The sequence below is a fragment of the Streptomyces sp. CB02400 genome (assembly GCF_001905725.1).
Taxonomy (GTDB): Bacteria; Actinomycetota; Actinomycetes; order Streptomycetales; family Streptomycetaceae; genus Streptomyces; species Streptomyces atrovirens.
In genome coordinates this window covers 387,199-404,629 of record NZ_LIWB01000005.1, presented here as the reverse complement: position 1 = coordinate 404,629, position 17,431 = coordinate 387,199, and the positions used below count along the sequence as shown (strand labels likewise).

At 71.2% G+C, this 17,431-nt stretch carries 11 protein-coding genes; 4 read left to right on the top strand and 7 right to left on the bottom strand.

The features are described from left to right. Positions 1 to 44: 44 nt before the first annotated feature. Entirely contained in the window at positions 45 to 932 is an 888-nt protein-coding gene (locus AMK33_RS15435; protein ID WP_073933369.1) for an HAD-IIB family hydrolase, read from the top strand. Between the two features lies 1 nt (position 933). Here AMK33_RS15435 and AMK33_RS15430 read toward each other — a convergent pair whose 3' ends face one another. The 5 genes from AMK33_RS15430 to hisC form a co-directional block, all read right to left on the bottom strand. Beyond that, positions 934 to 1,992 carry a M23 family metallopeptidase gene (locus tag AMK33_RS15430; RefSeq protein ID WP_073933368.1) on the bottom strand — a complete coding sequence of 353 codons (1,059 nt, stop codon included), beginning with the start codon at positions 1,990 to 1,992 and terminating at the stop codon, positions 934 to 936. Positions 1,993 to 2,141: 149 nt separating this feature from the next. After that, positions 2,142 to 5,636: a thiol reductant ABC exporter subunit CydD gene (cydD, locus tag AMK33_RS15425; RefSeq protein WP_073933367.1), complete on the bottom strand. Its 3,495-nt coding sequence runs from the start codon at positions 5,634 to 5,636 to the stop codon at positions 2,142 to 2,144. Positions 5,637 to 5,648: 12 nt separating this feature from the next. Then, complete coding sequence (gene cydB, locus AMK33_RS15420) at positions 5,649 to 6,653, bottom strand: cytochrome d ubiquinol oxidase subunit II (protein WP_073933366.1); 1,005 nt, start codon at positions 6,651 to 6,653, stop codon at positions 5,649 to 5,651. A 20-nt stretch (positions 6,654 to 6,673) separates the two neighbouring features. Further along, entirely contained in the window at positions 6,674 to 8,179 is a 1,506-nt protein-coding gene (locus tag AMK33_RS15415) for a cytochrome ubiquinol oxidase subunit I (RefSeq protein ID WP_073933365.1), read from the bottom strand. Positions 8,180 to 8,439: 260 nt separating this feature from the next. Next, complete coding sequence (gene hisC / locus AMK33_RS15410; RefSeq protein WP_073933364.1) at positions 8,440 to 9,519, bottom strand: histidinol-phosphate transaminase; 1,080 nt, start codon at positions 9,517 to 9,519, stop codon at positions 8,440 to 8,442. Between the two features lie 441 nt (positions 9,520 to 9,960). Here hisC and AMK33_RS15405 point away from each other — a divergent pair, with 441 nt between their 5' ends. The 3 genes from AMK33_RS15405 (at position 9,961) to AMK33_RS15395 (ending at position 13,806) form a co-directional block, all read left to right on the top strand. Beyond that, positions 9,961 to 11,073 (top strand): LacI family DNA-binding transcriptional regulator, encoded by a 1,113-nt coding sequence (locus AMK33_RS15405; protein ID WP_073933363.1) that lies wholly within the window; start codon positions 9,961 to 9,963, stop codon positions 11,071 to 11,073. 588 nt (positions 11,074 to 11,661) lie between these two features. Continuing rightward, positions 11,662 to 12,753, top strand: a complete 1,092-nt coding sequence (locus AMK33_RS15400; protein WP_107425109.1) for a metallophosphoesterase family protein — start codon at positions 11,662 to 11,664, stop codon at positions 12,751 to 12,753. Between the two features lie 183 nt (positions 12,754 to 12,936). Continuing rightward, the gene (locus tag AMK33_RS15395) at positions 12,937 to 13,806 is read left to right on the top strand and encodes a hypothetical protein (RefSeq protein ID WP_073933361.1); all 870 of its coding nucleotides are present in this window, start codon (positions 12,937 to 12,939) and stop codon (positions 13,804 to 13,806) included. A 97-nt stretch (positions 13,807 to 13,903) separates the two neighbouring features. On the opposite strand, the gene AMK33_RS15390 is transcribed toward AMK33_RS15395, so the two are convergent. Together AMK33_RS15390 and thiC are read right to left on the bottom strand one after the other, a co-directional pair. Continuing rightward, the gene (locus tag AMK33_RS15390; protein ID WP_073933360.1) at positions 13,904 to 15,358 is read right to left on the bottom strand and encodes a VWA domain-containing protein; all 1,455 of its coding nucleotides are present in this window, start codon (positions 15,356 to 15,358) and stop codon (positions 13,904 to 13,906) included. Positions 15,359 to 15,469: 111 nt separating this feature from the next. After that, entirely contained in the window at positions 15,470 to 17,266 is a 1,797-nt protein-coding gene (gene thiC, locus AMK33_RS15385) for a phosphomethylpyrimidine synthase ThiC (RefSeq protein WP_073933359.1), read from the bottom strand. Positions 17,267 to 17,431: the final 165 nt, after the last annotated feature.

The window sequence follows — 17,431 nt, the reverse complement described above, 5'->3', positions numbered from 1 at the left end:
GTAACCACTCAGATGTGCGGAGTCCCGCACGGTCGTGCGGGCATATGCGGGACAATGGCCGGGTGACCTCAGCGACCCGACAGCCCGAGACCCAGGCAGCCCCCACCCGACCGCGGCTCATCGCCACCGACCTCGACGGCACCCTGCTGCGCGACGACAAGTCGGTGTCGCCGCGCACCGTCGCCGCGCTCGCCGCCGCCGAGGAGGCGGGCATCGAGGTCTTCTTCGTCACCGGCCGCCCGGCCCGCTGGATGGACGTCGTCAGCGACCACGTCCACGGCCACGGCCTCGCCATCTGCGGCAACGGCGCGGCCGTCGTCGACCTGCACGGCGGCCCCGGCGCGCACCGCTTCGTGAAGGTGCGCGAGCTGCCCCGGAAGAACGCGCTGGACGCCGTACGGCTGCTGCGCGAGGCGGCGCCGGGCACGGTGTACGCCGTGGAGCAGACCTTCGGCTTCAACCAGGAGCCGGCGTACCCGAAGCTGCACATGGAGGTCCCGGACACGCTCGCTCCCGCCGAGGAGCTGCTGGCCCCGGACTCCCACACCGCCGCCGAGCCGGTGCTCAAAATCCTCGCCCACCATCCCGAGCTCGACCCCGACGCCTTCCTGACCCTGGCCCGGCTCGCCGTCGGCGACCGTGCCAACGTCACCCGCTCCAGCCCCAGCGCCCTGCTGGAGATCAGCGGCCCCGAGGTGTCCAAGGCCAGCACGCTCGCCCTGTGCTGCGCCGAGCGCGGCATCTCGCACGAGGAGGTCGTCGCCTTCGGTGACATGCCGAACGACGTCGAGATGCTGACCTGGGCCGGCCGTTCCTACGCGATGGGCAACGCCCACCCGGACGTGGTCGCCGCCGCCTCGGGCCGCACGGTCGCCAACAACGACGACGGGGTGGCCGTGGTGATCGAGCGCCTGCTGGACGAGCACCCGTAGCTCAGAGCGACACCCCGTGCCGCGCCAGCCACGGCACGGGGTCCACCGCCGACCCCGTCTCCGGTGTGACCCGCACCTCGAAGTGCAGATGCGGGCCCGTGGAGTTGCCGCTGGTGCCGGACTGGCCGATCCACTGCCCGGGCGTGACCCGCTCCCCCTGGTCGACGGCGACGGCCGCGAGATGGGCGTACTGCGTGTAGTAGCCGCCCGCGTGCCGGACCACGATCTCGATGCCGAAGGCACCCCCGCAGGACACCTTCACCACCTTCCCGGCGCCCACGGCCCGCACCGGCGTGCCGATCGGCACCGCGAAGTCCTGCCCGGTGTGCCGGTTCGCCCACCGGGCGCCGCCGCTGCCGTAGGAGGCGGACAGTTCGTACGTCTCCACCGGCGCCACCCAACTGGTGGTGAACCGCGTCCGGGGTTGGTCGAGGCGGACCGCGCCGCGGCAGGCGCCGGCCGCGACGGAGGCGTCCGCCTGGCCCTGGAGCTTCCACCGCGCCGCTTCGAGCTTCCGCTCGATGCCCTGCCGCAGGGCGGCGAGTTCCGTGTTCCGCTCCTCCAGCTTCTTCCACGCCGCCGCGGCCCTCGCCTCGTCGCGGGCGAGCCGAGCCTCGGCCCGTTCGCTCCTGCCGATCGCCTTGTCGAGCGACATCTCCGCCTGCCGCACCACCCGCTGACCGCGCATCAGCTCTTCGGGGTCGTCGGCGAGCAGCATGTGCGCGGTGAGCGGCAGCCCGCCGCCGTCCCGGTACTGAGAGCTCGCGATCCGGCCCAGGTCCTCGTGCAGCACGGCCATCTCCCGCCGCTCCCGGTCGAGCCGCTCCTCCAGCCGCTGCCCCTTGGCCCGCTGCTCCTCGGCCTCGCGCCGGCCGGCCTCGTACCGCTCCGTCGCCGCCGCCGCTTCCTCGTACAGCCGCGCCACCTCCGCGCTGACGCCGGACGCGGAGCCGTGACCGGGGGCGTGGGAGCCGTCGCCGTCGGCGGGCCGGGCGGCGAGCACGGCGAGCGCGCACAGCAGCACGGCGGTGAGCAGCGGATGGCGGCGGGTGAAGCGCATGACTGCGATCCTGGACCCGCCCCGGCGCACGGTCCTGTTCATGTCGTACACATGGGGGACCACTCGCCCCGTACGGACCAGCGATACCGCCGAACAGCCGTCTTCTCCTCCCCGATTGACGTTCCGTCACGCCGAAGGCGTCCGCCGGGCTAGCGTGCCGCCGCCAGGAGTCCGGCCTGTTCCTCCCTGCGTGCCATCGCCCGCAACGGACCGGCAGCGGCCACCAGTTCGTCGTAGGGACCGCGCTGCACCACCCGTCCCTCGTCCAGTACGACCACCTCGTCCACCGCCTCCAGACCGGCCAGCCGGTGGGTGATGAGCAGCGTCGTACGGCCCTCGGTGGCGGCCAGCAGGTCGGCGGTGAGCGCGTCGGCGGTCGGCAGGTCGAGGTGTTCGGCGGGTTCGTCCAGCACCAGTACGGGGAAGTCCGCGAGCAGCGCCCGGGCGAGCGCCAGTCGCTGCCGCTGCCCGCCGGACAGCCGCGCCCCGTGCTCGCCGACGAGCGTGTCGAGCCCGTCGGGCAGGCTGTCGGCCCACTCCAGCAGCCGGGCCCGGCGAAGAGCGTCGCGCAGCTCGTCCTCGGTCGCGTCCTTCCTGGCGAGCAGCAGGTTCTCCCGTACCGAGCTGTTGAAGAGGTGCGCGTCCTGCGCGCACAGTCCGACCAGCCGCCGTACGTCGTTGCCGTCCAGGGCGTACGCGTCCACCCCGGCCAGCGTGTAGGCGCCCGCGTCCGGGTCCAGGAACCGCAGCAGCGCCTGCGCGAGGGTCGTCTTCCCGGAGCCGGACGGGCCCACCACCGCGATCCGGCGGCCCCGTTCCAGCGTCAGGTCCACCCCGGCGAGCGCGTCCCGGTCCTGCCCGGGGTGCCGGGCGGCCAGCCCCTTGACCACGAGCGGGAACGGCGACGCGGGCGCCTGCCGGGGCGCCTGCGGCTCCCGTACGGGGACCGGGGCGTCCAGGACCTCGTACACGCGCTCGGCGCTGCGGCGCACCCGCTGCCGGTACTGCACGGCGAGCGGCATCCCGAGGACGGCCTCGAATGCGGCCATCGGGGTGAGGACGACGACGGCGAGGGCCACACCGTCCAGCCGGCCGGCGGCCACGGCCTGGACGCCGACGAGGGCGGCGGCCGCGACGGTCAGTCCGGAGACCATCGCGGTGAGCCCGTCGCCGAGCGCGGTGGCGGTGGCGGCGCGCGAGGCTATCCGGGTGAGCGTGCCGTCGGCCCGGCGCGCCTCGGCGGCCCGCGCGGGCAGGGCACCGGCGACGGTCAGCTCCGCGGTGCCGGTGAGCAGATCGGTCACGCGGGTCGCGAGGACGCCCCGCGCCGGTGCCAGCCTGCGCTCCGCGCGCCGGGCCACGGCACCGGTCAGCAGGGGCACGCCGGCGCCCGCCGCGAGCAGCCCGGCCGCGAGCACGGCCCCGGCCTCGGGCAGCAGCCATGCGGTGAAGCCGACGGACAGGGCGGAGACGGCGACGGCCGCTCCGGCCGGCAGCAGCCAGCGCAGCCAGTAGTCCTGGAGCGCGTCCACGTCGGAGACCAGCCGGGAGAGCAGGTCGCCCCGACGGGTGCCGCGCAGCCCGGCGGGCGCCAGCCGCTCGAGGCGCCGGTACACCGCGACCCGGGTGTCGGCCAGCATACGCAGCACGGCGTCGTGCGACACGAGCCGCTCGGCGTAGCGGAACACGGCCCGGCCGATACCGAAGGCGCGGGTCGCCGTCACGGCCATCATCAGGTACAGCACGGGTGGCTGCTGGGAGGCCCGGGAGATGAGCCACCCGGAGGTCGCCATGAGCCCGACGGCGCTGCCCAGGGCGAGGGTGCCGAGCAGCAGCGCGAGGGTGATCCTCCCCCGCCGGGCGCCGGACAGGGCACGGACGCGGGCGAGGACACCGCCCGGGACCGTGTCCGCCTCGGGCCCGGCGGGTTCGCCGACCGGTGCGAGAGCGGCTTCTGCGGCCGACGCGGGGCCGGCCGCCTGGCGTACGGGCTCCCCGTGGACGCCCGCGGAAGCCGGTTCGGCGAGCCGCACCACCCGGTCCGCGACGGCCAGCAGCGCCGGCCGGTGCACCACGAGCAGCACCGTCCGTCCGGCGGCCAGTCGCCGCACCGCCGCCACGACATCGGCCTCGGTGGCGCCGTCCAGCGCGGCCGTCGGCTCGTCGAGCAGCAGGACGGGCCGGTCCGCGAGGAACGCCCGGGCCAGCGCGAGCCGCTGCCGCTGACCGGCCGACAGTCCCGCTCCGTCCTCGCCGAGCACGGTTCCGGCGCCGTCGGGCAGCGCGTCCACGAACTCCAGTGCCCCGGCGTCCCGCAGGGCGCGCCGTACGGCGTCGTCGTCAGCGTCGGGCCGGGCCAGCCGTACGTTCTCGGCGATCGTCCCGGCGTACAGGTGCGGCCGTTGCGGTACCCAGGCGACGCGACCGTGCCACTCGGCGAGGTCGAGTCCGGCGAGGTCGGCTCCCCCGATCCGCACCCGGCCCCCGGTGGGGCGGACGAACCCGAGCAGCACGTTCAGCAGGGTCGACTTGCCCGCGCCGCTCGGTCCGACGAGCGCGACCGTCTCCCCGGGGGCGACGGTGAAGGACACGTCCGTCACCGCGTCCGTGGACCGGCCGGGGTGGCGGACCGTCACGTCCTCGAAGGCGAGGGCGCCGGTCGGGACCGCTGCCGTCCCCGGCGCGGGTACGGGCGTCTCCAGTACCGAGAAGATGTCCTCGGCCGCCCCCAGCCCTTCCGCCGCCGCGTGGTACTGGGCGCCGACCTGCCGCAGCGGCAGATAGGCCTCGGGCGCCAGGATCAGTATGAGCAGGCCGGTGTAGAGGTCCAGCTCGCCGTAGACGAGCCGCATGCCGATCGTCACCGCGACCAGCGCCACCGACAGCGTGGCGAGCAGTTCCAGCGCGAAGGAGGAGATGAAGGCGATCCGCAGCGTCCGCATGGTCGCCCGCCGGTACTCGGCGGTGATCCGGCGGATCGACTCCGCCTGCGCCTTGGCCCGTCCGAAGACCTTCAGCGTCGGCAGTCCGGCGACGACGTCCAGGAAGTGGCCCGACAGCCGGGACAGCACCAGCCACTGACGGTCCATCCGGGACTGGGTGGCCCAGCCGATCAGCACCATGAAGACCGGGATGAGCGGCAGGGTGCCCACGATGATCGTCGCCGAGACCCACTCCTCGGTGACGATCCGCGCCAGCACCGCCACCGGGACGACCACCGCGAGCCCCAACTGGGGGAGATAGCGTGAGAAATAGCCGTCGAGGGCGTCGACCCCACGGGTGGCCAGGGCGACCAGCGATCCGGTGCGCTGCCCGTCCAGCCATCCCGGTCCCAGTGCCGTCGCCCGCTCCAGCAGCCGGCCCCGCAGCTCCGACTTCACCGCGGCGCTCGCCCGGTGCGCGGCCAGCTCGGTCAGCCAGCCGACCAGACCGCGGCCGAGTGCGACGACGACGAGAAGCAGCAGGGGAGTGCCGAGCTCCCCGGTGGACAGCCCGTCCTGGAACGCACCCACCACGATCTCGGCGATGAGCATGGCCTGGGCGATGACCAGCACCGCCCCGACGGCGCCCAGGCCGACGACCGCCGCCAGGAAGCCACGGGTGGCGCGGGCGTACCGGAACAGGCGCGGGTCGATCGGTTTCACGTGAAACACACCTCAGTGCACGGGATCGGCGATGTGCTGGGTGCCGATCCGCTTGCGGAACACCCAGTACGTCCAGCCCTGGTAGAGCAGCACCACCGGCGTGGCGATCACCGCGAGCCAGGTCATGATCTTCAGGGTGTAGGGGCTGGAGGAGGCGTTGGTGACGGTCAGGCTCCAGTCGGCGTCCAGCGTGGACGGCATGACGTTCGGGAACAGCGTCAGGAAGAGCATCGCCACGGCCGCCACGATGGTGACACCGGACAGGGTGAACGACCATCCTTCGCGTCCCGCCTGGTTCGCCAGCAGGGCGGCGACCAGCGCGGCGACCGCCACGACCAGCGCGACCAGGCTGGTGCCGTCGCCGCGGTCGGCCTGTGTCCACAGCAGGAAGGCCGACGCCAGTACGGCGGTGACGAGACCGACGCGCAGGGCCAGCCTCCGCGCCCGCTCCCGGATCTCACCGACCGTCTTCAGCGCCGTGAACACCGTGCCGTGGAAGGTGAACAGCGTCAGGGTGACCAGGCCGCCCAGCAGCGCGTACGGGTTGAGCAGGTCCCAGACGTTCCCCACGTACTCGAACTCGGCGTCGATCTTCACGCCGTGCACGATGTTCCCGAAGGCCACGCCCCACAGGAAGGCCGGGAGCAGCGAGGTCCAGAAGATCGCTGTCTCCCAGTTGCGCTGCCAGTTCTCCTCCGGCCGCTTCGCCCGGTACTCGAAGGCGACACCGCGGACGATCAGACAGACCAGGATGAGCAGCAGCGGCAGGTAGAAGCCGGAGAAGAGGGTGGCGTACCACTCGGGGAAGGCGGCGAAGGTCGCGCCGCCGGCCGTGAGCAGCCACACCTCGTTGCCGTCCCAGACGGGGCCGATGGTGTTGATCAGCACCCGCTTCTCGGCGCGGTCGCGGGCGAGCAGCCGGGTGAGGATGCCGACCCCGAAGTCGAAGCCCTCCAGGAAGAAGTAGCCGGTCCACAGGACGGCGATCAGGACGAACCAGACGTCGTGCAGTTCCATGACGGTGCGGCTCCCTCTGCCTAGTACGAGAAGGCCATCGGCCGGTCGGCGTCACGGTGGTCGCCGCCGAGCTTCTTGGGCGGGTTGAGGTCGGACTCGCCGAGCTCGGGCGGGCCCGCCTTGACGTACTTGGCGAGCAGCCTGACCTCGATGACGGCCAGGACGGCGTAGAGCAGGGTGAAGACGGACATCGAGATGATGACCTCGGCCGTGGACACACCGGGGGAGACCGCGTCCTCGGTCCGCATCACTCCGTAGACCACCCAGGGCTGCCGGCCCATCTCGGTGAAGATCCAGCCCCAGGCGTTGGCGATCAGCGGGAACGCCATGGTCCACAGCGCGAGGAGCCAGTACAGCCGGGTGAGCCGGGAGCCGAGGGGCTGCTTCAGCAGCACCAGGTGCGGGACCTCGTCCTCGCCGGTGCGGTGGGCGGCCGGGAGCAGGAACTTCTTGCGGGTGAGCCACAGGCCGAGGAGGCCGAGCGAGAAGGAGGCCATGCCGAAGCCGATCATCCAGCGGAAGCCCCAGTAGGCGACCGGGACGATGGGCTTGTAGTCGCCGGGGCCGAACTTCTCCTGGAGGGCCTCGTTGGTGTCGTTGATGCCGGGCACGTACGAATCGAAGTCGCTGTGGGCGAGGAAGGACAGCAGGCCGGGGATCTCCAGGGCGACCTTGTTGTGGCCCTTGTCGACGTCGCCGTAGGCGAACACGGAGAACGGTGCCGGTTCCTCGCCGTCCCACAGGGCCTCGGCGGCGGCCATCTTCATCGGCTGCTGCTCGTACATGACCTTGCCGAGGGTGTCGCCGCTGATCGCGGTGAACAGACCGCCGACGGCCAGGGTGACCAGGCCGAGCCGGAGCGAGGTCCGCATCACGGGGATGTGCTTCTTGCGCATCAGGTGGAAGGCCGCGATGCCCACCATGAAGGCGCCGCCGGTCAGGAAGGCCGCCGAGAAGCTGTGGAAGACCTGGTTGAGGGTGGTGTTCTGGGTGAGCACCAGCCAGAAGTCGGTGAGTTCGGCGCGGCCCTTCTCCTCGTTGATCCGGTAGCCGACCGGGTGCTGCATCCAGGAGTTGGCGGCGAGGATGAAGTACGCCGACAGCAGGGTGCCGATCGAGACCATCCAGATGCAGGCCAGGTGGATCCTCTTGGGCAGCTTGTCCCAGCCGAAGATCCACAGGCCGATGAAGGTGGACTCGAAGAAGAAGGCGATCAGGGCCTCGAAGGCGAGCGGGGCACCGAAGACGTCACCGACGAACCGCGAGTAGTCGGACCAGTTCATGCCGAACTGGAACTCCTGCACGATGCCGGTGACCACACCCATCGCGATGTTGATCAGGAAGAGCTTGCCCCAGAACTTCGTCGCCTTGAGGTACTTCTCCTTCTCCGTGCGCACCCAGGCGGTCTGCAGCCCCGCGGTGAGGGCGGCGAGCGAGATCGTCAGGGGAACGAAGAGGAAGTGGTAGACGGTGGTGATACCGAACTGCCATCGCGCCAGGGTCTCCGGCGCCAGAGCCAGATCCACGTCGTCGCTCCTTACTTCGCCGTGGTCGCGGCGGCCTGCTTGATCCCGTTCGTCCTCGGCACCTCGGGGGAAGTCCCCGACATCTCGGAAGAAAACGGGATGTGCTTGTGAACGCGTTCACATTCACAAGCAATTATGACCTACTGCTTTCCTGACCGGGAAGGGGGGTCCCCTGTGACGTCAACCCCTCTGCGCGCACTTCCGGCACACACGAAGGCGGCCGGCGGACAAGCCACCGACCGCCTGGACGTGCACGCCGGTCAGAGCTGCCTGCGGAAGCCTTCCGCCACCTTCAGGAAGATGTCGTTCGCCTCGGTCTCGCCGACCGTGACCCGCACGCCCTCCCCGGGGAACGGCCGGACGACCACACCCGCCTGCTCGCACGCCTGAGCGAACGGCACCGTGCGCTCCCCCAGCCGCAGCCAGACGAAGTTGGCCTGCGTCTCGGGCACCGTCCAGCCCTGGTCCCGCAGCGCGTCCATCACGCGGTTGCGCTCACAGACCAGCGAGCCGACCCGGCCGATCAACTCGTCCTCGGCGCGCAGCGAGGCGATCGCCGCGTCCTGCGCGATCTGGCTCACCCCGAACGGCACCGCCGTCTTGCGCAGCGCCGCCGCCACCGGCTCGTGGGCGATGGCGAAGCCGACGCGCAGCCCCGCCAGGCCGTACGCCTTGGAGAAGGTCCGCAGGACGCAGACGTTGGGCCGCTCGCGGTAGATCTCGACGCCGTCCGGCACCTCGGTGTCCCGGATGAACTCGCGGTAGGCCTCGTCGAGCACCACCAGGACATCGCCCGGCACCCGGTCGAGGAAGCGCTCCAGCTCGGCCCGCCGTACGACCGTGCCGGTCGGGTTGTTGGGGTTGCAGACGAAGACGAGCCGGGTCCGGTCGGTGATCGCCTCGGCCATCGCGTCCAGGTCGTGCACATCGCCCGGGGTCAGCGGCACCTTGACCGAGGTGGCACCGCTGATCTGCGTGATGATCGGGTACGCCTCGAAGGACCGCCAGGCGTAGATCACCTCGTCGCCCGGGCCCGCCGTGGCCTGCACCAGCTGCTGGGCGACACCGACCGATCCGGTGCCGGTGGCCACGTGGGACACCGGGACGCCGAAGCGCTCGGACAGCTCGGCCATCAGCGCCGTACAGGCCATGTCCGGGTACCGGTTGAAGGAGGAGGCCGCGGCCGTCACGGTCTCCATCACGCCCGGCAGCGGCGGATAGGGGTTCTCGTTGGAGGACAGCTTGTACGCCACCGGTCCGTCGGCCGCCGCCGGCTTGCCCGGCTTGTACGTGGGGATCCCCTCCAGCTCGGCGCGCAGCTTGGGGCTCGTCTCGCTCACCGCAGTCCTCCTCGCGAAGACCGGCGGCACCCGTGTCCGCCGCCGACATCCAATACTGCTCACCTTAAGAGGATTCGGCGCCGCTGCGTAGAGGAGCGGCTGATGCTCACGCCTGCCTCATACGTCACAGCGGCAACAAGGGCAACATAACCCGAAGGTGTACGAATGGCGTGCGGGCCAGGGGCGCGCTGTACATATATCTATGCGCCGGTGGCTTGCGCCGTGGCGCGCGTCCCCCGTGCAGGTGAGTTGAGACCTCTTCGCAACATCGCACCCACGGCAGGCTCGCATGCGCCGACACGTCAGCTCCTGGCATGGGAACGTTCAACGCCCTTTATTTCCAAGGCAATTGACTCTAAACGATCATGCAGAAACGTGCCTGTCAACGCGTGCATATGCGTCCGCCCTACCCCACCGCATGAGCCCTACTATCGGCTCGCCATGACAGCAGCAGGGAAGCACCAGGTGAGCCGCGCGGATACCTCACGCCGAAGCAGCCGGCCGGAACGAGCGGGCATCAGGGACGTGGCCGCCGCCGCCGGAGTCTCCATCACGACCGTCTCCGACGCCCTCAACGGCAAGGGCAGGCTCCCGGACGCCACCCGGCGCCACGTCCGCGAGGTGGCCGACAGACTGGGGTACCGCCCCTCGGCCGCCGCCCGTACGCTCCGCACCGGGAAGTCCGGACTCATCGGCCTGACCGTGACGACGTACGGGGATGAACCTTTCACCTTCACCGAGTTCGCGTACTTCGCCGAGATGGCGCGCGCCGCCACCTCCGCCGCGCTCGCCCGCGGCTACGCCCTCGTCATCCTGCCCGCGACCTCCCGCCACGACGTGTGGTCCAACGTCGCCCTGGACGGCACGGTCGTCATCGACCCCTCCGACCAGGACCCGGTCGTCAGCGAGCTGGTCCGCCAGGGCTTACCGGTCGTCTCCGACGGCCGCCCGGCCGGCTCGCTGCCGGTCACGGCCTGGGTCGACAACGACCACGAGGCCGCCGTGACGGGCATCCTCGACCACCTCGCCGACGCCGGCGCCCGCCGCATCGGCCTGCTCACCGGCACCACCACCGACACGTACACCCACCTGTCGACCACCGCGTATCTGCGCTGGTGCGAGCGCGTGGGCCAGGACCCGGTCTACGAGGCCTACCCGGCGCACGATCCGTGCGCGGGCGCCGTCGCCGCCGACCGGCTGCTCGCCCGCCCCGACCGGCCCGACGCCGTCTACGGCCTGTTCGATCCGAACGGCACCGATCTGCTCGCCGCCGCCCGCCGCTACGGCCTGCGCGTCCCGGACGACCTGCTGCTCGTCTGCTGCAGCGAGTCCACGGTCTACGCCAACACCGAGCCGCCCGTCACCACGCTCTCCCTCAAACCGCGCCGCATCGGCACGGCGGTGATCCAGCTGCTCATCGACGCCATCGAGGGGGTCGACTCGGACCAGCCGGTGGAGCAGGTCATACCGACCGAGCTGATCGTGCGGACCTCCTCGCAGCGGCGTCCGCCCCGTACGACGGTCAGTCCGCCGAGGTCGCCGAAGGGGTCGTGAGGCGGGGAGGGCGTGCCGGAGCGCTCGTGACGCGGGAGCCCGCGTGGGGGTGCGTCGTGGGGTCGGGGGTGTGGTGGTGCGGCGAGGCCGCCGCAGTCGGGCCCGTGCCGTGCCGCCACAGTGAACCGGGGTGGGAACCGGGTAAGCGGCGGCCTCCGCCGCACCACCACATCCCACCCCCGTGGACGGGCGCCTGCGGGAGCCCTGGTGGTCGGGGTGCAGGGGCCCGGGTGGGGCGTATCGCGGTCGGAGCGCGTGGAGCTTCCGCTTCCGGAGGGGGGAAGTGGCAGTTTCGCGGCGCCCCCTGGAGGAGTGGAACGAAAGGGCTCTCCGGTCGCCCCTCCGGGAGAAATGGGCGGGCCCACGGAACACGGTGGTGGCCGGTCACTGGCGGAAGGCGCGTGGCAGGGGCGGGTCCAGGGCGGACGAAGACCCACTCAAACGGGGCGAAAGCCGCGGTGAACCGGAGTCTTGCTCTGATTCACCACCCCTGGGTCATCACACGGCGCGATCCGCATTCCTATGATGGGCCCACGACACCGCGGGCCGCTGCGACCAGGCAGTCCGACGCGGTGCAGAAGCGGCGCGATGGTGGAGGGGTCGATGACTCAGGGGGCCGGTCAGGGACCCGAGGTGGAGCGGACGGCGACGTTGCGCGACTTCCGGGTACCCGCGTACGTCCACGAGACCGGTCCGTACGCCCAGAGCACGCACCCCGGCGACGTCGTCCCGCCCTCCGAGGAGACCTACCCGGAGGGATACACGCCCACCCAGCGGGACCTCCCCGTCATCAATCGGGGTGACACTGTTCAGGTGACCGTCGACCCCGCGTCCGTCCCCGCCCCGCAGCCCGTCACCGGCCAGGGACCGCTGTACGTGGTCGGTGACGTCCACGGCTACCTCGACGAGCTGGTGGCCGCCCTCCAGGAGCAGGGCCTGCTCGACTCGGCGGGCCAGTGGTGCGCCGGCACCGCGCGGCTGTGGTTCCTCGGCGACTTCACCGACCGCGGCCCGGACGGCATCGGCGTCATCGACCTCGTGATGCGGCTGTCCGCCGAGGCCGCCGCCGCCGGCGGCTACTGCAAGGCCCTCATGGGCAACCACGAGCTGCTGCTGCTCGGCGCCAAGCGGTTCGGCGACACCCCCGTCAACTCCGGCGCGGGCACCGCCACCTTCCAGGCGGCCTGGCTGCTCAACGGTGGGCAGAAGACCGACATGGACCGCCTCCAGGACCACCACCTGCAGTGGATGTCCCGTCTCGACGCCGTCGAGGAGGTCGACGGCCATCTGCTGCTGCACTCCGACACCACCGCCTACCTCGACTACGGCCGCTCCATCGAAGAGGTCAACGACACCGTCCGCGAGGCACTCACCCGCAACGACGCCGACGAGGTCTGGGACCTGTTCCGCAAGTTCACCAAGCGGTTCTCCTTCCGCGACGAGGGCGGCGCCGACGCGGTGCGCTCCCTGCTGGATACGTACGGCGGCACCCGGATCGTTCACGGCCACAGCCCGATCCCCTATCTGACGGGCCAGGTCGGTTCCGAGGACGGCGAGGACGACAGCGGCCCCGTGGTCACCGGACCTCATGTCTACGCCGACGGACTCGCCATCGCGATGGACGGCGGGGTCACCATGGCCGGAAAACTGCTGGTCCAGCAACTGCCGCTGGGCATCTGACGGTTCAGCGGGCCGTGACCGTGCGGCCCGCAACCGCCCCGTGCACGTGCCAATTTCGGTAAACCCCCTGTCACCGCGCGCCGTCACCGCTCTACCATCGGCTTATCCGTAGCAGGCTCCCCTCCGTTTCTGCCCGACGGCTCGTCAGCATGCCGAGCCCCAAGCCCTACGGAGCATCGGGGGATGCACATGAACAGCGTTCCGCAGCACCTGCTGAGCGAGGACCGCCAGGAATACCAGCGGATTCTCGATGAGGCGCTGCGCTCCGCACCACACCACCCGGAACTGGCCGCGGTCGGACAGCGGCTCAACTCGGAACAACTGCGCACGATGGCACTCAACGCCACCGCGATCATCACGACGGCCGCGGCGACCGAGTACCAGCACTATGTGAAGGTCCGCGAGGAACGGCGCCGGCCACCGGAGTCGTCCACCCCGTCCGTCCGCGAGTCCGGCTCCACCGAGCCGGGCACGAACGCGATGGGGCTCGCCGCCACCATGGGAGAGGTCGCCGAGACCACCGGGGCCGGCGCCGTCGCCGTCGTCGCCGTCCTGGCACCCGTCCTGGCCGGAACCGCGGCCGCGATCTTCCTGCTCGTCGGCTACGTCCTGCGGATGCTCGACCCCGACGCCGCGTTCGCCCGGACCATGCTCACCACGGGGTGGGTGTTCGGCGCGGTGACGGCGGTCGCCATCCTCGTCGCCGCCGTGGGCCTGCTGCTCACCGCGCTGCGCAACAAGCCCTCGGCGCTCGGCGTGCCGTACGACGAGCTCGACGGGGAGGTGACCCTGGCCAGGGACGCCTGGCGCGAGGCCCTGCTGGAGCGGGGGATCCTGCCGTTCCTGCGGGACGCGCTCACCGACCCGGCGACGTCCACCGCGCTGCAGCACACGGCGCCGCCTCCGCCGACCAGCCGTATCCCGCACCTGGGGTACGACCGGCCGGGTTTCTCCAGCCCGGAGGAGGGGGCGGCCCGTGGCACACGGCCGAGCTACTCCAGTCCGGACTACTCGAGCCCGGACTTCGGGGGACCGGAGCACCAGCCGGAGTAGCCGGGCGGCCCGTCCGTCGGCTTGCGCTCTCCGTAACGGAGGCGCGAGCCGGGTGGACGGGCGGGGCCGATGACGGGTCCGGTGGTCGGGCCGGGGCTCAGAGGATCCCCGCCCGTCCCGCGGCCGTGATCCACTGTGGGAACTCGGAGAGCAGACGGTCGTACAGCTCCGCGTCCGGCACGGTGCTGATGTCGTCGACGGCGAAGAACCCGACGTTGTCGACGCGGCGTCCCGGCAGCGTGTCGAACCGCTCCAGCACGCCGTAGTTGGACTTGCCCAGCCCCACGAACTGCCAGAAGACCGGTTCCTCCACCGCCTCACGGAGCTCGCGCTCGATCTCCTTGTTGCGGTAGACGCCACCGTCGGAGAAGAACAGGACGAGGGTCGGAGCGGACGCGGGATTGCCCCGGACGAACGCCCGCACCTCGGCGATGACCTTCTGCTCCTCGTTCTGGATGCCCACGTCCCGCATGTCGACCTGGCTGGGCTCCAGCCCCTTCTTCCGGCCGCGCCGGAACAGGCCCACCTCCCCCACCCGCACATGCAGCCGCAGCCACTCGGGAAGCTCCCCCAGCCGCAGATCCGGCAGCCGGGCCGGGTTCGAGGCGAACGTCCAGGCCTGCATCTCACCGTCGTCGTCCAGCTGCGCGGCGACCGCCGCCATCCGCTCGACGACGTCGGCCACGACCCCCTTGGAGTACAGGAAGGACATGGACCCGGAGGCGTCGAGTACGAGGATGACGCGCGCGGTGACCTCGGCGGCCCCGTGCTTGCGCAGACTGACCGCCACCTGCTCCTTGCGCAGCGACAATCGCTTGCGCATGTCGACGGGCAGCCTCTCCTCGCCCTTGGTGAGCCGCGGGGCACCGGGGTGGGGCACGGCGGGCTGCTGGGCGGGCGCGAGCGGCACGGCGGGAGGAACGGGCGGGGGCGGCGGAACCGGGGTCGCGGTGGTCGCGGGGGAGGCCGGCGGGACCGGAGACGTGGCGGCCGCAGGGGAGGCGGACGCGACCGGGGGCGCGTCGTCTACGGTGATGCCGAAGTCCGTGGCCAGGCCCGCGAGCCCGGAGGCGTACCCCTGCCCCACCGCCCGGAACTTCCACTTCCCCTGCCGCCGGTACAACTCGCCGCCGATGAACGCGGTCTCCGTCCCCGCCGCCATGTCGAACCGGGCCAGCTCGGTCCCCGCCCCGGCGTCGAGCAGCCTGAGCACCAGTCCCGGCACCTGCCCGAACGTCCCGCCGTCCGCCGACGCGCACAGCACGATCCGCTCGACCACCCCTTCCACGGCCCCCAGGTCCACCTCCACGGTGTCGGTCGTGTCCCGCGTACCGCGCTGTTTCCCGAGATGCGTCACGGCGCCGGACGTGTGACGAGGCTGGTTGTAGAAGACGAAGTCCCCGTCGTCCCGCACCCGCCCGGCCTCCGTGAGGAGCAGCGCCGAGGCGTCGATGTCGGGCACACCGGCCCCGGCCGCCCAAGCGAGCTCAACGCGCACCACGCGGGCATCGACGGGAAGATTGGACCCCTTGCTCATCGGACTCGCTGTCATGGGGCCAGTCTGCCCACCCGCCCCGGCGAAGGGGAGGGGCCACCGCACCCGCCACCCCGCGGGAGCGGTGGCCACGACGGGCACCGCCCCCGCGCCGTCCGCGGTGAACGCTCAGTCCGCGATCGGCAGATACACGCGATTGCCCGCCTCCGCGAACTCCTTCGACTTCTGGGCCATCCCCTCCTCGATCTCGTCCCGGCTTCCGCCGTGTTCACGACGGATGTCCTGGGAGATCTTCATCGAACAGAATTTCGGTCCGCACATCGAGCAGAAGTGGGCCGTCTTGGCGGGTTCCGCCGGCAGGGTCTCGTCGTGGAACTCGCGTGCCGTGTCCGGGTCGAGGGCGAGGTTGAACTGGTCCTCCCACCGGAACTCGAAGCGGGCGTCGGACAGCGCGTCGTCCCATTCCTGGGCACCCGGGTGGCCCTTGGCGAGGTCGGCGGCGTGGGCGGCGATCTTGTAGGTGATGACGCCGGTCTTGACGTCGTCACGGTTGGGCAGGCCCAGGTGCTCCTTGGGCGTGACGTAACAGAGCATGGCCGTGCCCCACCAGGCGATCATCGCGGCGCCGATGCCGGACGTGATGTGGTCGTACGCGGGCGCGACGTCCGTCGTCAGCGGGCCGAGCGTATAGAACGGGGCTTCATCGCAGATCTCCTGCTGAAGGTCGATGTTCTCCTTGATCTTGTGCATCGGGACATGTCCCGGGCCCTCGATCATGGTCTGAACGTTGAAACGCTTCGCGACCGTGTTGAGTTCCCCGAGCGTGCGCAACTCCGCGAACTGCGCCTCGTCGTTGGCGTCCGCGATGGACCCGGGCCGCAGGCCGTCGCCGAGCGAGTACGTGACGTCGTACGCGGCGAGGATCTCGCAGAGTTCCTCGAAGTTCTCGTAAAGGAACGACTCCTTGTGGTGCGCCAGGCACCACGCGGCCATGATCGAGCCGCCGCGCGAGACGATGCCCGTCTTGCGGTTCGCGGTGAGCGGTACGTACGCCAGGCGCACGCCCGCGTGGACCGTCATGTAGTCCACGCCCTGCTCGGCCTGCTCGACGACCGTGTCCTTGTAGATCTCCCAGGTCAGGTCCTCGGCCCGGCCGTCGACCTTCTCCAGGGCCTGGTAGAGCGGCACGGTGCCGATGGGGACGGGGGAGTTGCGCAGCACCCACTCGCGGGTGGTGTGGATGTTCCGGCCGGTGGAGAGGTCCATGACCGTGTCGGCGCCCCAGCGGGTCGCCCAGGTCATCTTCTCGACCTCCTCCTCGATGGAGGACGTCACCGCCGAGTTGCCGATGTTGGCGTTGACCTTCACCAGGAACCGCTTGCCGATGATCATCGGCTCGATCTCCGGGTGGTTGACGTTGGCCGGCAGTACCGCCCGGCCCGCCGCGATCTCCTCGCGGACCACTTCGGGCGCGACGTTCTCCCGGATCGCCACGTACTCCATCTCGGGCGTGATCTCGCCACGGCGCGCGTACGCGAGCTGGGTGACCGCCTGGCCCGCGCGGCCCCGGCGCGGCAGGCGCGGCCGGCCGGGGAACACGGCGTCCAGATTGCGCAGGCCCCCGCGCGGAGAGGTGTGCTTGATCCCGTCGTCCTCGGGACGGACGGGGCGGCCCGCGTACTCCTCCGTGTCGCCGCGGGAGATGATCCAGTTCTCCCGCAGCGGAGCCAGGCCCCGGCGGACGTCGGTGTCGACGAGCGGATCGGTGTACGGGCCCGATGTGTCGTACAGCGTGACCGACTGCCCGTTGGTGAGGTGCACCTGACGGACCGGCACCCGCAGGTCGGGGCGTGTGCCCTCGACGTACGCCTTGTGCCAGCCGATGGACTTCCCGGCCTCCCCGTTCGCCGACGTCTCCGTCGGGTTCTGCGTGGAGGCAGGCGTGCGTGCGTCCTTGTTGGTCATGAGACCTACTCCCTACGCCGGCATTACCCGGTAACAGGTTCGGCGGTCGACGCAGCGGTTTCCGTCTGCCGACGTTCCGTGTGAAACATCACTCGTCCTACGGTGATGTTTCATGTGAAACGTCGCTGGGACGGAGGTCAGCGCCCTCTCAGCCCGGTGCTCCGA

Excerpts from the sequence above, each read along its gene's own strand:
- AMK33_RS15430 (WP_073933368.1), bottom strand. The coding sequence starts at position 1,992 with ATGCGCTTCACCCGCCGCCATCCGCTGCTCACCGCCGTGCTGCTGTGC.
- thiC (WP_073933359.1), bottom strand. The coding sequence starts at position 17,266 with ATGACCAACAAGGACGCACGCACGCCTGCCTCCACGCAGAACCCGACG.
- AMK33_RS15435 (WP_073933369.1), top strand. The coding sequence starts at position 45 with ATGCGGGACAATGGCCGGGTGACCTCAGCGACCCGACAGCCCGAGACC.
- cydB (WP_073933366.1), bottom strand. The coding sequence starts at position 6,653 with ATGGAACTGCACGACGTCTGGTTCGTCCTGATCGCCGTCCTGTGGACC.
- AMK33_RS15400 (WP_107425109.1), top strand. The coding sequence starts at position 11,662 with ATGGTGGAGGGGTCGATGACTCAGGGGGCCGGTCAGGGACCCGAGGTG.
- AMK33_RS15405 (WP_073933363.1), top strand. The coding sequence starts at position 9,961 with ATGACAGCAGCAGGGAAGCACCAGGTGAGCCGCGCGGATACCTCACGC.
- AMK33_RS15395 (WP_073933361.1), top strand. The coding sequence starts at position 12,937 with ATGCACATGAACAGCGTTCCGCAGCACCTGCTGAGCGAGGACCGCCAG.
- AMK33_RS15390 (WP_073933360.1), bottom strand. The coding sequence starts at position 15,358 with ATGACAGCGAGTCCGATGAGCAAGGGGTCCAATCTTCCCGTCGATGCC.